The organism is Chryseobacterium nakagawai, assembly GCF_900637665.1.
Lineage (GTDB): Bacteria > Bacteroidota > Bacteroidia > Flavobacteriales > Weeksellaceae > Chryseobacterium > Chryseobacterium nakagawai.
The window spans coordinates 3,161,159-3,177,163 of the sequence record NZ_LR134386.1; the positions used below are offsets into that span (position 1 = coordinate 3,161,159).

Consider the following 16,005-nt stretch of genomic DNA (forward strand, 5'->3'; position numbering starts at 1 on the left):
AAAATTTAATACACAAAGCCACTTACAATGAAGTGGCTTTGTGTTTTTAGTCAATTTGATTAATAAGTTAGGGTAACACCGGCACCCCAGCCCATTTCGTTATCATAATTTCCGGAAATAGATAGATATTTTTGTACGATATATCTTATTCCTGTTGAAAACTCTCCATCAGAATTGACACTGAAATTTCCTCTCAATCTTCTGGAAAGCGGAATATCCTCTCTGCTGAGTTCCAACAATACTTTTCCGTTCTGGTCTACACTTGCATCTGCAGTAATCAACATCGGTAAAACATATTGCATCCCGACCATAAATGAATATCTGTTTTTTGAAGCTTTCTGTTGGCCAAACCAGGTTTTCTTACCATGAAAATCCATTCCCATATCCTCTGCCATTTGTCGTTCCATAATCTCATGGTTCTTCTGGGCTCTGAATCCTGCATAAGGAAGTGCCCATTGGAATTTCCCTAAGAATCTTCCCACTTTCACACTTCCATCAAAATGATCGAAGTTCCAGTTGGTATGAAACTCATTCAGGTTCGCCCATCTTGGCCCGAACATCGTCATGGTTTCCGCATGAATTTTATTGCTTGCCACATCCAGCATTGCCATAGAGCTTACCATTTTATTATCTTTTAAAAAGTTTTTCCAGGCTAGCTTTCTATTCGGAAGCTGTGGATTCGGTTTTGAATTTTCATAACTGAAGATTCTCCCCATTCCAGCCATCATATGGTATAGAATATGACAATGGAAAAACCAGTCTCCATCCTGATTGGCTGCAAATTCCAGAGTAACAGTTTCCATCGGCATAATATCTACTACATTTTTCAACGGAGAATATTCTCCTTTTGAGTTAATCAATCTGAAGTCGTGCCCGTGAAGGTGCATCGGGTGGCGCATCATAGAATTATTATACAACTTAATTCTTACAATCTCTCCTTTTTTGATCAGAATTTTATCTGTTTCCGTAACTGTTTTATTATCCAACGTCCACAAATAATGGTTCATATTTCCTTCCAGGGTAAATTTCATTTCACGAATGCTGTCTGTAGGAAGAATTGTTTTTTCAGGAGATTTTAAAATATTATAAGATAACCTTTTGATGGTTTTTTCCTCTTTCATATCCATTCCTGCATGCTGAGAATGATCTTCATTCTTTTTCTCTTCCTTCGTTTTCACGCCCATCATTTCATTAATATGTTTCGCCGTTGTTTTTCTTTGACTTTCAGGAATTTCCGGATACATTACTTCATTCATATCCATCATTTGATTTCCCATCGTCATGGTCATAGGCTTCATATTTCCGCTCATTTCCATCATCCCGTTCATCATTTTCATCCCTTCAAAGAGCATTAATCTTGGCAAATTAGGTGCATCTACTTTTTCTCCGGAACCCAGCCATAGTGAAGCATGTCCTATCCTATCTTCTGAAGTCGCACGAAACTCAAAGCTTTTATTTTCAGGAATGGTTACTTCAATATCATAGGTTTCAGAGACCCCTACAATCAATCGGTCAACTTCTACCGGAACAACATCATTTCCGTCATTTCCTACTACTTTTATTTTTCCGCCGCCATAATTCAGCCAGAAATAAGTGGACGAACCGCCATTGGCCACTCTTAGTCTTACTTTATCTCCTGCTTTCAGGTTAGAATAGTCAGAACTTGGAGTACCATTGATTAAGAACTTATCATAATAGACATCACTTACATCCATGGCTTCCATTCTTTTCCATTCATTCAGGGCTTTTGTCCCGAAATTTCCGGATTTTATGGCTTCCCAATAACTCTGAACTGCATTTTTCTTCACTGCATACCAATCTGTATTCGCCATATGAAGTCGACGAGCAATCTGCATAGGATCATCATCACTCCAATCTCCTAACAGAACAGGAATTTCAGCATTATACTCTGTTTTCGGCTCTCCTTCTCTCTTTTTAAAGACTAGAATCCCGTTCATCCCTATCTGTTCCTGCAAAGCTTCATGTGAATGATACCAATAGGTCCCGTTTTGGGAGATTTTAAATTTATATAAATGCGTCTCTCCAGGTTTTACAGGTTTTGTGGTAAGATAGGGAACTCCATCTTGTTCATTAGGAAGAATGACTCCGTGCCAGTGAAGTCCCGTATTTTCTTTAAGCATATTATGCAGGTAAATTTCTGCAGTATCCCCTTCTGTAAAATACAATGTAGGAGCCTGAAGTTTACCATTAATCGCAATGGCCCGTCTGTTTTTCCCTGTAAAATTGACAATGGTATCTTTTACATACAGATCATAACGAACTTTTTTTCCACCAAAAGTAAGTTTTCCATTTTCGGAATTTCTTTTTAGAACTGATTGTTCTACTTTAGGATCTTCAGCCACAGCATGTTGATGGTCTTCTTTCCTTTCCAGTTCCATACCGCATTTAGGACACTTTCCCGGCTTATCGGAAATCACTTCAGGATGCATGGGACAAGTATAACTAATTGAAGATGAAGATGAAATTTTGGATTGATTGGCTGATTTTAAAGTAGGTTTAGCCACCTGAGCCGGTTCTGCTTTCCTTACTGCATTTACTTTCTTAGCTGTTTCCGCTTTATTTGCCTTTTTAACATCAACTTTTAATTTATTTATTTTAGTTTCTATCGGCCTTGCCTTCGTCTCTGTTTTAGGTACAGCTTTTACTGCTGGCTTTGCCACAACTTTAGGTTGTACTACAATGGTCTTCTTTACCAATGTCATTTTACACTTCGGACAGTCTCCGGGTTTTGAAGAGACTACTTCAGGATGCATAGGACAGGTATAATAAGTCTTTGTTGTTTGGGCGAACGTAAAAACAGAGAACAAAAGTACCAGAAACATTATTAGTTTTTTCATAATATTCCGAACTTTTTTAGAAATTGCAGGACTTAAATCTAAGAATCATTTAAATCCCACAACTCATTGTTTTAAAGATTAATACAACATTTATTTAATTTCTGACTTTACACTTCCACAAGAAAGCATAGATTTACCGTAGTATGGATTCATGATCTGTTTTTCATCACTTAACCAGCTACCATCAGCCATTGGGCAATATTGTACATAAACCGGTTTTTCGGATAGCTTAAACTCTTTGGTAAGAGCAATCATATTATCTGAAAGATTAAGGAATGTCTCTCTTTGAGCAGCAACATTTCTTGCTTCTGAAATGACAGAAGCATCTTTTCTAAGGATATTAAGATTTCCTTCAGAAACTAACTTATAGTCAATGGCAGAAGCCGTTTTAATGAATTCTGTAGCAGCTTTTGAAGTTTTATCTGCATCATCTGAAGCCAAGGCGGATTTGATTGCAATATAATTCTGATAGAGTTTTGAAACCTGAGCATCTTTTTTAGATTGCGCTGATAATGAAATAATTGAAAATAAAGATAAGGCTGCTGTAATGATATACTTTTTCATTGTTTTACATTTTAGAATTAATTTTTTAAATAAAGAATAAGGGTAACGCACATGAAATGCGTCAAGACATGTCGTCTGAATCCATGTTATATAACATCGAAAACGACGGACGGATTCTAAATTCTAAAATTACAATGATTGATATAGATAGGTATCGGTGTATATTCCGGTGGTCCGTTGATCTGGATTTGTGTAAATTTAGTGGCAGAGAAAGACTTATCTACAAAAACAAAATGATGGGTTACAGGGATTTCTGAAACCTGTCCTAAAAAATCAACGTTTAGCAGATCAGACTTCTGAGAATAATCAACTTTTACAACTTTGATTTCTGTCTTACAGCATCCTTTTTTATCTTTGACTCCACATTTACCACAAATATCATCAACTTTCTGGCTCACAGAAACAAATTCCTTCATACAATAATGAACACTAAATGCTGCTCCGGAAGAGAATCCGAAGTAGAAAATAGAGAATAGTATGGCTAGAATCTTTTTCATTATTGAGACAAAGTTAGAAATATATGTTAAACCATTGTTATAAAATTTTGTAATCTTGTTATAAAATTCAGGCAAATAAAAAATCCTCTGAAAAATAATTCAGAGGATTTTTGTTTTATATTCTCTTGCAGATCATGCAAATTGAACAGATTTATAGTTTGAATTCCAGCTTCACGTTGAAGAAACGTCCTGTAAGACGCACTGGAACCGGATACATATAATTGGTATTGTAATCCGTGATCCATTGGTTAGCAACAGTATTATTGATATTAAATGCGTTGAAAACCTGTACTCCTAAAGATAACTCCTGGAAATTACCCCAGAAACCTGATTTTTTATTTTTATCCTTTGGATCAATAAATACTTTTGTCAATCCAATATCTACTCTTTTGTAAGCGGGTAACGTTTTCTGATAGCTGTATGCTGAATTGAAATCCGGCTGCCCGTTATCATTAAACATGACCGGAGATCCCGTTGGTAATCCCATTGCATACACCAAAGTAAGGTTTACCCTCATGGATGGGAACTGCGGCATATAATCCTGATAGAACATCGCTACTCTGAATCTTTGATCCGTAGGTCTTGGGATATCTCCTCTACCATCAATATTTTCATATACTCTGGCATAACTTGCAGATAGCCAAGAATCTACTCCCGGAACAAATTCACCGAATAATCTGGTATCAATTCCATAAGCATACCCTTTCGCATTATTTTGTCCGGAGTAACGGATTCTCACATTATCCATATAATATGGAATCAGGTTATCCATTTTCTTGTAATAAAGCTCCGTTGTTAACTTAAACGGCCTGTCATACATATAGAATTCGTAGTCATTGGCAAGAATGGCCTGGATGGATCTTTGTGACTTAATATTTGAGTTGAAATTTCCGTCAAGATCTTTAATCTCTTTATAAAATGGAGATTGGTAATAGATACCTCCGGAAAGTTTAAATAACATATCGGTATCCCAATCTGGTTTTATCGCAAACTGAACTCTTGGAGAGAATATAGTCTCTTTGTTGAAACTCCAGTTAGATACTCTTACACCAGCATTCAAGAATACTTTGCTTGCTCCCCAATAGAATTTTTGGGAATACTGAGCATAAGCAGATAATCTTGTGGGTTCAATATTATTTTTCCCGGCAATATAATAGAACATTCTCAGATCTCCTGTTGTAGTGCCTGCCCTTGGATCAATCACTTCCGGTCTTGGTAAGCTGTATCCTGCAGAATCTACTAACTTCCATTCATTGGTAAGATCCTTAAGGTTTTCTTTTTCGTATTTAAATCCAACCTCAATGTCTGTATTGACATTAGGAGAAAACTTCGCTCTGAACTGTGTTCCGTAAGTTCTTACAAATAGATCATTTCTGGCATGCTCCGTCTGACCTCCCACATCATAACTGGAAACAGGTTCCTTTGTGATCGGATCAAATGTCTGCAGATCATATTCTGAGCGGATGGTGTAATACTCTCTTTCTCTGTTCTGATAAGCAAAGGCATCCAATGTAAGTTTCCACCTATCTGCCGGCTTATAGTTCATAGAAAATGTCCCCATCATATTTTTATACTGGTCATTTTCTTTACCTCCATACCCTATATTTACAGTGATAGGTTGCTGAAGGCTTCCGAAAGTCACACTTTTTGCCTTAGGAATCATCTCATAATCATTCTTAGAATAATATCCGATGAATGACATGGAAAATTTATCGTTAACATGATAATTCAGATAAGACTGAAAGTCCCAATAGGTAGGATTAAAATCCGTATCTTCTTTTAAGGTATTAAGAACGAGATTGGTATTTCTATATCTTCCTGAAAATAAAGCGGTAAACTTTTTATTCTTAGAAGCCAAACCGGTTGTTAATCTCCCTCCAATTAAGCTTGCTTCACCGGAAACCTCAAATTTTTCAGGTTCACGGTAATAGATATTTAAAGCAGAAGACATCTTATCACCATATTTAGCCTCAAAACCTCCTGCAGAGAAGTTCACTGAAGAAACCATATCCGGGTTAATGATGCTCATCCCCTCCTGCTGAGAGTTTCTGATCAGGAAAGGTCTGTAAATCTCAATATCATTAATATAGATAAGGTTTTCGTCATAGTTTCCACCACGTACCATATATTGGGAAGACAGCTCAGTATTGGAGTTTACAGAAGGTAGCGTTTTAATCAGTCCTTCAATTCCGCCACTGATAGAAGCAACAGCTTTCGCTTCTTTTGCTGAAATCTTTACATTGGTAAGGTCATTGGTTCTTCCTGTTGTTTTTTTCTGGAAGACAACTTCCTCTATATCGGTTACTTTGGTCGCTGTATCCCTTTTTCTCTGTTGGGAGAAAATCAGCATTGGGACCATAAGGCTTAGCGGTAAAACTAGTTTTTTCAAAAGAAATATTTTAGAATTTCTAAAATTAATGTTTTTTTAACAATTACAAAATCGATTCTCTAATTCTTGTTAATTTTTGTAACAAATCTTCTAATAAATCTAGTCTTAACATGTTGGCACCATCAGATAATGCGGTTTCCGGAGTTGGGTGAGTTTCAATGAAAATTCCGTCTGCTCCTACTGCAATTCCAGCTTTGGCAACGGTTTCAATAAGATCTGGTCTTCCTCCTGTTACTCCAGAGCTTTGGTTAGGCTGCTGTAATGAATGCGTAACATCCAGAATCACAGGCGCATATTCTCTCATGGTGGGAATTCCTCTGTAATCTACGATCAAATCTGTATATCCGAAAGAATTTCCTCTTTCTATGATGGATACTTTCTGGTTATCAGAATCTGTAATTTTCTGAACCGCAAACTTCATGGATTCCGGAGAAAGGAACTGTCCCTTTTTCAAAGACACACATTTTCCTGTTTTTGCTGCTGCCACTAATAGGTCTGTCTGACGTACCAGAAATGCAGGAATCTGAAGCACATCTACATATTGCGCAGCTAATGCTGCATGCTCATTTTCATGGATGTCTGTAGTCGTAGGAATATTGAATGTTTCTCCTACTTTTTTAAGGATTTCAAGAGATTTTTCTTCTCCGATGGTTGTAAAAGAGTCCACACGGCTTCTGTTCGCCTTTTTGAAACTCCCTTTAAAAATATAAGGAATATTATACTTGTCTGTAATATTGATTACTTTTTCAGCAATTCTCAATGCCATATCTTCTCCTTCAATAATACAAGGTCCTGCAATAAGGAAAAAGTTCTTTGAATCTTTGTGCTGAATATTATCTAAATACTGAATCATTTTTGTTATAATTAAAAAGTTCAGTAAAAATACTGAGAAAGTTTCAGAAATGGAAATTTTTAAGGTTTAAGGTTTAAGGAAAGGTAATGCCTCTATTCCAGCAATCGCTATTTTATGGGTTAAGCTTTGATTAAAGTTTCCGGATTTTTATTTCCCGCAGATTTCACAGATTTACGCAGATGTTTGTGAATATTTATGTGAATATTAGTGGTATTAGTGTTCTATAAATAAAAGCAGTTGAACGATCTGTTAAAGAATATGCAGCATATCATTTTATCGAAGATAAAATCCTTACGCCTTAAACACAGTATATATTCAAAAAAGCCTAGCGTCTTTGCGATTTCCAGCATATATAGTATGATTGCTTCGCTCTGCTCGCACTGACAAAGATCACAGATATTTTAGGTTTTGGCTAAAGCCAATGGAATTTTGATAAAAAAAGAACGGGCTAAAGCCCGTTCCTATTGAATTATATACATCAGATGATGATGTATCATATGTTTTTATTGCTATTTATTTTCGAATTCCTCGTGAGATTTTATATAAGACCTACTCCATTTTTTTCAAAATCTTCTCAAAAGTATTGACATTCCTGCTAGTCATTTGATCTTTTAGGCTTTTCTTTCCTAAGACTTTTCCAAATGTAGAATCCAGAGTATTTCCTTTAGGAACCTGCCAATAAAATATACCATTGACAATTTCTGCTTTTTCATTTTCAGCCTGAGCAGCCTTTTCAAATTCTCCCATTAAAACATTTTCTACCCCTGGCATTCCAACAAAACCGTAAATATGAAGATCCCCATTTTTTTCAAAAGGAATACTATTCCAAAAAACGGCTGTCTCTTCATGAGATTTGATGAACAGGAAAGCTTCATAGGAAAAATACTCAGACATTGCCTTTTCAAGAATTATTTTTAGTTCATCAGCCTGTTGATCAGACGAAAAAACAATATTTCCGGAAGCTAATATAGAAGCCACCTCTTTCATTCCGGCTTCCTTAAAGACCTGGCAGACATCTGCCATTTTCATGTTTGTTCCTTTTACATTGACACCGCGGAGAAAAGCACAATACTTCATAGGTTACTAGTTTTGAATATTTTAGAGTTCAAATTTTAATCTTCTTAATCCACTCTAATATACAAATTATAGTCTGTTCCGGAAGGCTTCAGATTATAGATCTTTTCCAGTATTTTATTGTCACTTTTCAGATGATCTTTGACCCTAAATTCCTTCAATAATTTATAATGGGTTTGATAATATGCTGTATTGGTACCTTCATATAGATTTTGGTATGAAAGTAAATATTTTGGTTTCCTATTTTTAACTGTGTTGATCCAATAATTCGTTTTATCTTTTTTGATCTCCTCCTGAATCTGTTTGTCTACCAGCCCAACTTCATCAATGGTTTTTAATCCCGAAAAATAAGGAACATACCCCGCAGGTTCCAATAAAATCCATTGATTCTTATCTTTTTCATACTTGTTAAGAAATATACCTATGGTTCTTCTGTAGTTCCATTCCCCATTTCCAGTGGCAATGGCATGAATGGTCTGGAAAGCCAGCATCGGAACGATATAGAATATAACAAGCAAAGGCAGCCATAAGTTTCTTCTTTCTTTCTGCTCCAATACAAAAATAAGAACCGGAACGAAAAGCAAGAGCTGTGGCACCCAATAATACCAGTCAAATAAGCTTTTTTGGGAGATAAAAATAACCTGTTTTACCCATCCGAAGATAAAGATCATCCATAGAAAATAATTTCTCTTTTCTTTTTGTCTGATAAGGTAAATAAAACAAAGTATTTCAAAAATAAGAACGATCACCGTAATTGGATTAAAAGCTCCCGGAACTTTCAGCATTCCCCAAAAGTTTCCAAAACTTACCAGAAAATAATCAAGATGTTCTCCGAAAGTCAGTTGTTGCTCATAAAGGAGTTTTTTCGCAGTAATGGTATTATTAACGACTTCTCCAAAATAAAACCAGTTGAAAGCAACCGTTGAAAGCATTCCTAAAATTCCACCAAAAATATAGTTCCATCTGATTTTTTTAGTCCAAAACAGATCAACCAGAAATACAATTCCAAGAAATATGACGGTATCAATTCTTGTAAACATAATCAGAATCGGAAGAAGAGTTAACACCCATTTTTTCCCTTTGTTGAACCCATAATATAATAGAGACATTTCCAGGAAAAATAAAAGCCCGTACTCCATCCCAAGGATCGAGATCTTAATGGCAGGAGGCAGGATTCCAATTAAAAAGATGAAAATAGCCTTATGCCAAGGGTTTTTAAGAACCAGATGAGATAAGAATAATGTTCCTATGGTGAACAATATGGAATTAAAAATTAAAAGAGGTTCAATAAAATATTCTTTACCAAAAATCAGGTTGAAAATATAAGATACAAAAACGTATAAATGGGTAGTAGAGGCAGAAATCTTAGTATCACCATTGAAGCCAATCACTCCATAATCCAGTAGATTCTGGGCTACTCTCCAGGTGATGAAGGCATCTTCCTGAATGTAATGTGTCAATAAGAAAAGAAGTTTAAAAACTACCGTAACGATTACGGCATACATTGGGAACCTGCTTTTTTGTGTTTCTGCCATTATGCATTTTTAGTTTCACAAATATAATCTTAAAATTCAGGACTTCCAATAACAAAAAAACGGAACCGAAGTTCCGTTTTTAAAAGTATTTTATTGTGTTGTTACTTTGATGATTGCTGAAGTAATCTGATTTTCTTTTTCCTTAGAATAAGTTGAATCAAAAGGTTCCATTACATCAAATAAATATTGGTAGAATGGAGTGATCTTTTGAACATCTTCAGATTCCTTCATTGCTTTTTCTTTGCCCATCTGCTGAAGTTCCTTCACAAAAGCATTGAATTTCTTATCAATCGGCTCGATGGATTTCACCAGGTAAGCATAGGCTTTTTCTTTTTGTCCGATCTTCATATAAGCATCTGTAACCGCTGCTACTACAAGAGAATATTCCATTGGTTTTGTTCTCATTTGTCTTCTCACATAGCTTTGATCCGCTTTAGAAAGGCTTAAGTAATAGTCATACTCATCAAAGATTCCTTTTTTAAGTACTTCTGCCAGCTGTAATCCTTTTTGCTCCTGTCCTGCAATAATATATCCTGTTACAATTGAGCTTAATGAACGTGGATCATTGTATTTTTCAGCAGGAATTTCTTTTGCTGCAAGATCCAGAATTTCTAATGCCTTAGCTTTCTGTCCGCTTAATGCTAATGCTGAAGCAGCTCTACTTGCTGACATTCTGTAGCTGATGATGTTAGAGGTTGCTGTTTCATCAAAGTGAGCGCTTAGATCTTTAAAGTTCCCCCATCTGAAGTTTTTCACCACATTATAAAGATTGTTGGCATCTACTCTTCCCATATCTCCATCTGCTGATGGTAGTGTTTGAATTGGGATTAATCTGTAGCTGAATCCGTCAAACTGAAGATAATCGTTAAGATAGAAAATGTTTTCACTGTCATAAATACCCCCTGAAGAGAAGTTAATTGGACGTTTCCAATCGAAATTTGCCAATAAATCCATTAGGATCAGGTTGTTTTTATATAAGGTATTTCCTTTATAAGTAATCATAATTTGATTGGCTACATTCGGAAGATCTGCCTGGTTGATAATTCCTGCTTTTAAAGCATTTTCTTTATTCACAGGAAGAATAAATTTGTTTACCGGAAGAATGTTATACTTTTCATATTTCTCTTCTCCGAAATACATTTTCAGTAACTGATCTTTCTCAGGAGATTTAAATTTGATAAACTTAATGGCATCTTTCAGGGTTAAAGAATCCTGTGTTAGGTACTTTCTGAAGTCCTTGAATTCTGTATCCGGAACTCCTTGTTCTTTCAGCATAGAGAAAACACCTTCCCAATCTTCCTTCTTCATCATATAGATTTGGTCATTTACTCCATCTCTGTAATCTTCGTGAGTCAATTCGCTTGGAATCCCCATTGCGTTGTAAGTTCTTCTTTTTACCTGATCAAGATTCCAAGGCGTCGAAGCAAGGGTGAAGTTGACCACTTTTACATCATCTCTGAATCTTTCTGTTTCCTGAATTGCCCAAACCGGATAAGTATCGTTATCACCATATACGAATAGGATGTCATTCTTTGGTAATGATTTTAATACTGAATAAGCATAATCATAAGCCGTATATCTGTTACTTCTGTCGTGAACATTGTAATTCTGGAAGCCCATCATAAAAGGAACTCCTAATAAAACAACTCCCAGTGCAATATTAACTCCATTAGATTTTATCTTAGACTGTACGAACCATAAAATAGCACCGGCACCCAATCCAATCCAGATGGCAAAAGCGTAGAATGAACCTACCATTGCATAATCTCTTTCTCTTGGTTCGAAAGGTTTTACTCCTGTATAGAAAATAATTCCGACACTGGTAATAATAAATAAGGATAATAAAGCATAGAATCTTCCAAAGTCTCTGTTCAATTGGAAAAAGAATCCGATTAATCCTAAAATTAATGGAAGGAAGAAAAATGCTACCGTACTTTCATTCTTAAACTTAGCCGGCATTTTATCCTGATTTCCTACGTTTACATTATCAATAAAAGGAATTCCGGAAATCCAGTTTCCTTTTGTGCTCTCCATATTTCCTTCAAGATCATTCTGTCTTCCTACATAGTTCCAAAGCAGGTATCTTACAAAGTAATATCCATTCTGGAAAGAAATAAAATAATCCATATTCTGAAGCAATGATGGCTTCTGAACATTAATAAGGTTATAAGGTTTTACCTTTAAATAGTCTGCAGCCGTAATAGATTTATCATCATATTTAGCTCTCAGTTCATCAAAGATCTGTTTAGCCTGAGGGTTATCTGCCACATCTTCATTTGCGTAATTGAATGTAAAATCAGGAGCTCCATACATTGATATGTAGTTGGCCATTACATCTTTATCCTCATTAAACATTCTTGGCATTAAGCTTACTTGAGATTGACTGAAAATATAATTGAATCGATCTCCGGTTTTTCTATAGGTTCCGGTTTTTTCATCTTTTTCGTAGATTTCCCCAGTCTTTTTCGTTTTAAAGCTTCCGTCTTCATTCTTTTGAATTCCGTTCGCATCAAGGAAAGCCGTATAGTTTTGTCCATAAATAGTTGGCCAGTCTCCATACTGCTCTCTGTTATAATAATCTAACATACCAATGGCAGTATCCGGGTCATTCAGGTTCATTGGCGGATTTGCATTCGCTCTGATCGGAATAACCATCCAGCAAGAGAAACCAATCATCATAAAAACTACAGATAAAGCAGCTGTTTGATATATATTCTTTTTTGCTTTTCTCGCATACTTAATCAGGAAATAGCAAATCACTACCATGAGGATAAATGCGGCAATAGTTCCTGAGTGGAAAGGAAGCCCAAGACCGTTTACAAAGAAGATCTCCAATCTTCCGAACATCGTCATGATCAATGGGAAAATAATTTTGAAAACGATAATCAAAATCCCTAATGTGATAAGGTTAGCCCAAATAAAATTCTTCCACGTAAACTTATAGTTTCTTGCATAATATACAAGACATACCATAGGAGTCGCCAGCATACACATCATGTGTACCCCAACGGAAAGCCCTAAAACGAAGAAAATAAGGATAATCCATCTCTCACTGTCTGCTGCCTGATACTCATTTTCCCATTTCGTAATCAACCAGACCAAAAGCGCGATAAACATAGAAGCCATTGAGTAAACTTCTCCTTCTACCGCCGAGAACCAAAAGGTATCTGAGAAGGTGAAGCAAAGTGCTCCTACTGCTCCGGCAAACAAGATAGAAATTTCCTGATGTTTTGTAATTTCTTCAAAATCTTTGTTGAGCAATCTTCTCACAAAATGAGTAATCGTCCAAAACAAAAATAAAATAGTCAGCGCACTGAACAATGCAGACATCGCGTTGATTACGATGGAGTAATTTTCGCCTTTCCCTAATGCAAAAATGGCTGCCACGGCACCCACTATCTGAAATAAAGCCGCTCCGGGAGCATGCGTTACTTCAAGTTTTACTGCAGAAGAAATGTACTCACCACAATCCCAAAAACTGAAATTAGGTTCTATTGTGGACAAGTACGTGAAAAACGCAATGACGAAAATCCCCCATCCTAAGACGGTGTTCCATTGCCTAAAAGTCCAATTTTTCATAGTATTAAATCAATTATGCGAAAATAAGGCTTTTATATTATTTTATATTGTTTTTAACAAAATTTAAAAACTTGGCGCAAAATTTGCGATTATACTCCTGCTAAAACTGTAAACAAAAAAATATTTTTTTACGGAACGATGCCCTAGAAATCAAACAAAAGTTTAGTAATTATTTATTTTTTTGTATTTTTGCAGTCAGATTTTTATTGAAAATAACAAATAATGAGTAATGTTTACGATAATATTCTTGGCCTAATAGGACATACTCCTATGGTGAAGCTAAATACTGTTACAAAAGATATTCCAGCAACCGTTTATGCCAAGTTAGAATCATATAATCCTGGACATTCCACCAAAGACCGAATCGCACTTCATATTATTGAGAACGCAGAGAAAAGAGGCTTATTGAAAGAAGATTCTGTAGTTGTAGAAACTACATCCGGAAATACTGGGTTTTCTATTGCAATGGTATGTATCATTAAGGGATATAAATGTATTCTTGCGGTAAGTGATAAAACCAAACCGGAAAAAATCGCTTATCTTAAGGCTTTAGGAGCTACGGTTTATATATGTCCTGCCAACGTAGCGGCGGATGATCCGAGATCTTATTATGAAGTAGCGAAAAGAATCGCTTTGGAAACTCCCAATTCTATTTACATCAATCAGTACTTTAATGAACTGAATATTGATGCCCATTACCAGACCACAGGTCCTGAAATCTGGGAACAGACAGAAGGTAAGATCACTCACCTTTTTGCCTGTACCGGTACAGGAGGTACGTTATCTGGTTCAGCAAAGTTTTTGAAGGAGAAAAACCCGGATATTAAAATTATTGGGGTGGATGCAGATGGTTCTATATTAAAAAGCTATCACGAGACGGGTGAGATTCACAAGGAAGATGTACATCCTTATCAAATTGAGGGAATGGGGAAAAATTTAATCCCTGCCGCTCTTCTTTTCGATAAGGTAGATGAGTTTGTAAGGGTAAATGATGAGATGTCTGCCTACAGAACCCGTGAAATTGCTTTGAAGGAAGCTATTATGGGAGGGTATACGACAGGAGCTGTAACGCAGGGACTGATACAATATGCAAAGTCTCATGAATTAACCGAAAATGATATGGTTGTATTAATCTACCCTGACCACGGTTCAAGATACATCACTAAAGTATATAGTGATAAATGGATGGCCGAACAGGGATTTGTTAATAACTGTGTCCACAATTATGACGAAGTCTTTAAGACTGAGTTTATCAAATAGTAATAAATAAAATCACGATACAAATAAAGCCTTTTGCGTGTTCTACAAAAAAGGCTTTTTTACTTAAAAATTACGATACAATGTTGGATATTTTTGAAAGGATAAAAGAAAATCCAGGACCTCTTGGACAATTTGCAGATTACGGAGAAGGCTATTTTATTTTCCCAAGATTAGAGGGACCTATCGGCCCGAGAATGCAATTTCAGGGTAGAGAAGTAATTTTCTGGAGTGCCAATGATTATTTAGGATTGTGTAATCATCCTGAAGTAATTGAAGCAGATGCCAAGGCGGCTGCAGAATATGGAATGTTCTATCCAATGGGAGCAAGAGCGATGTCTGGAGAAACAGATCAGCACCTTCAATTGGAAAGAGAATTGGCAGACTTCGTACAAAAAGAATCAGCATATTTATTAAATTTCGGTTACCAGGGAATGGTTTCTACCATTGATGCTTTGGTAAGCAGAAATGACGTTATTGTTTATGATATGGATTCTCATGCCTGCATCGTGGATGGAGTAAGACTTCATGCTGGTAAAAGATTTACCTACAAGCACAACGATATGGAAAGTCTTGAGAAAAACCTTCAGAGAGCTACCAAAGTAGCAGAAGAAACAGGAGGAGGAATCCTTGTGATCACTGAAGGGGTTTTCGGAATGAGAGGCCAGCAGGGAAAAATTAAAGAAATTTGCGAACTTAAATCAAAATACCAGTTCAGGCTTTTAGTAGATGATGCTCACGGTTTCGGAACACTAGGTAAAACGGGTGCCGGAGTAGGTGAAGAGCAAGACTGTAATGATCAGATAGACGTATATTTCTCTACTTTTGCAAAATCAATGGCTGGTTTCGGAGCATTCCTTGCGGGTGACAAAGAAATCATCAGATACCTGAAGTTTAACCTAAGATCACAAATCTTTGCAAAATCTCTTACGATGCCAATGGTAATCGGAGGATTGAAAAGATTAGAGCTATTGAGATCGAGACCAGAAATCAAAGCTAAACTTTGGGAAAATGTAGAAAAATTACAGAGCGGATTAAAAGAAAGAGGATTCAACATCGGAGATACGAATACTTGTGTTACTCCGGTAATGATGCAGGGAACTCCTGTAGAAGCTACTCTATTGGTAAAAGATCTTAGAGAGAATTACGGGATCTTTACTTCAGTAGTAGTCTATCCGGTAATTCCTAAGGGAATGATTCTTTTAAGACTGATTCCTACCGCTTCTCATACGGATTCAGAAATTAATGAAACTCTGGCCGCGTTTGAAGCGATTCACGATAAACTAGTAAGTGGTTACTATAAAGAGCAGGAACAATTATTACTGCAGGAACAGGGATTAAGTTTTAAACCGATCTAATCTTTAACAAAATAATAAAAAACCACTGATTGATTCAGTGG

Annotated in this window: 10 protein-coding genes; 2 read left to right on the forward strand and 8 right to left on the reverse strand. The window is 36.1% G+C overall.

Annotated elements, in window-relative coordinates:
- Positions 1 to 59: 59 nt before the first annotated feature.
- From EL260_RS14285 to EL260_RS14320, 8 genes are all read right to left on the reverse strand, one after another.
- Positions 60 to 2,858 (reverse strand): multicopper oxidase domain-containing protein, encoded by a 2,799-nt coding sequence (locus tag EL260_RS14285; protein ID WP_228445467.1) that lies wholly within the window; start codon positions 2,856 to 2,858, stop codon positions 60 to 62.
- A gap of 90 nt (positions 2,859 to 2,948) precedes the next feature.
- Positions 2,949 to 3,422 (reverse strand): DUF3347 domain-containing protein, encoded by a 474-nt coding sequence (locus tag EL260_RS14290; protein ID WP_123855991.1) that lies wholly within the window; start codon positions 3,420 to 3,422, stop codon positions 2,949 to 2,951.
- 116 nt (positions 3,423 to 3,538) lie between these two features.
- Positions 3,539 to 3,919: an HYC_CC_PP family protein gene (locus EL260_RS14295; RefSeq protein ID WP_228445469.1), complete on the reverse strand. Its 381-nt coding sequence runs from the start codon at positions 3,917 to 3,919 to the stop codon at positions 3,539 to 3,541.
- A gap of 151 nt (positions 3,920 to 4,070) precedes the next feature.
- Entirely contained in the window at positions 4,071 to 6,308 is a 2,238-nt protein-coding gene (locus EL260_RS14300; protein WP_123855992.1) for a TonB-dependent receptor plug domain-containing protein, read from the reverse strand.
- Positions 6,309 to 6,351: 43 nt separating this feature from the next.
- Positions 6,352 to 7,161, reverse strand: a complete 810-nt coding sequence (kdsA, locus tag EL260_RS14305) for a 3-deoxy-8-phosphooctulonate synthase (protein ID WP_123855993.1) — start codon at positions 7,159 to 7,161, stop codon at positions 6,352 to 6,354.
- Positions 7,162 to 7,710: 549 nt separating this feature from the next.
- Complete coding sequence (locus tag EL260_RS14310) at positions 7,711 to 8,238, reverse strand: DUF1697 domain-containing protein (RefSeq protein WP_123855994.1); 528 nt, start codon at positions 8,236 to 8,238, stop codon at positions 7,711 to 7,713.
- A 44-nt stretch (positions 8,239 to 8,282) separates the two neighbouring features.
- Entirely contained in the window at positions 8,283 to 9,770 is a 1,488-nt protein-coding gene (locus EL260_RS14315) for an LTA synthase family protein (RefSeq protein ID WP_123855995.1), read from the reverse strand.
- A 90-nt stretch (positions 9,771 to 9,860) separates the two neighbouring features.
- A complete protein-coding gene (locus EL260_RS14320; protein ID WP_123855996.1) occupies positions 9,861 to 13,349 on the reverse strand; it encodes a glycosyltransferase family 117 protein in 3,489 nt (1,162 codons plus the stop codon).
- A 222-nt stretch (positions 13,350 to 13,571) separates the two neighbouring features.
- Between EL260_RS14320 and EL260_RS14325 the strand changes: the two genes are divergently transcribed.
- Positions 13,572 to 14,609: a PLP-dependent cysteine synthase family protein gene (locus EL260_RS14325; RefSeq protein ID WP_123855997.1), complete on the forward strand. Its 1,038-nt coding sequence runs from the start codon at positions 13,572 to 13,574 to the stop codon at positions 14,607 to 14,609.
- Positions 14,610 to 14,692: 83 nt separating this feature from the next.
- Positions 14,693 to 15,964 (forward strand): aminotransferase class I/II-fold pyridoxal phosphate-dependent enzyme, encoded by a 1,272-nt coding sequence (locus EL260_RS14330; RefSeq protein WP_185145932.1) that lies wholly within the window; start codon positions 14,693 to 14,695, stop codon positions 15,962 to 15,964.
- The last annotated feature ends 41 nt before the right edge of the window (positions 15,965 to 16,005 follow it).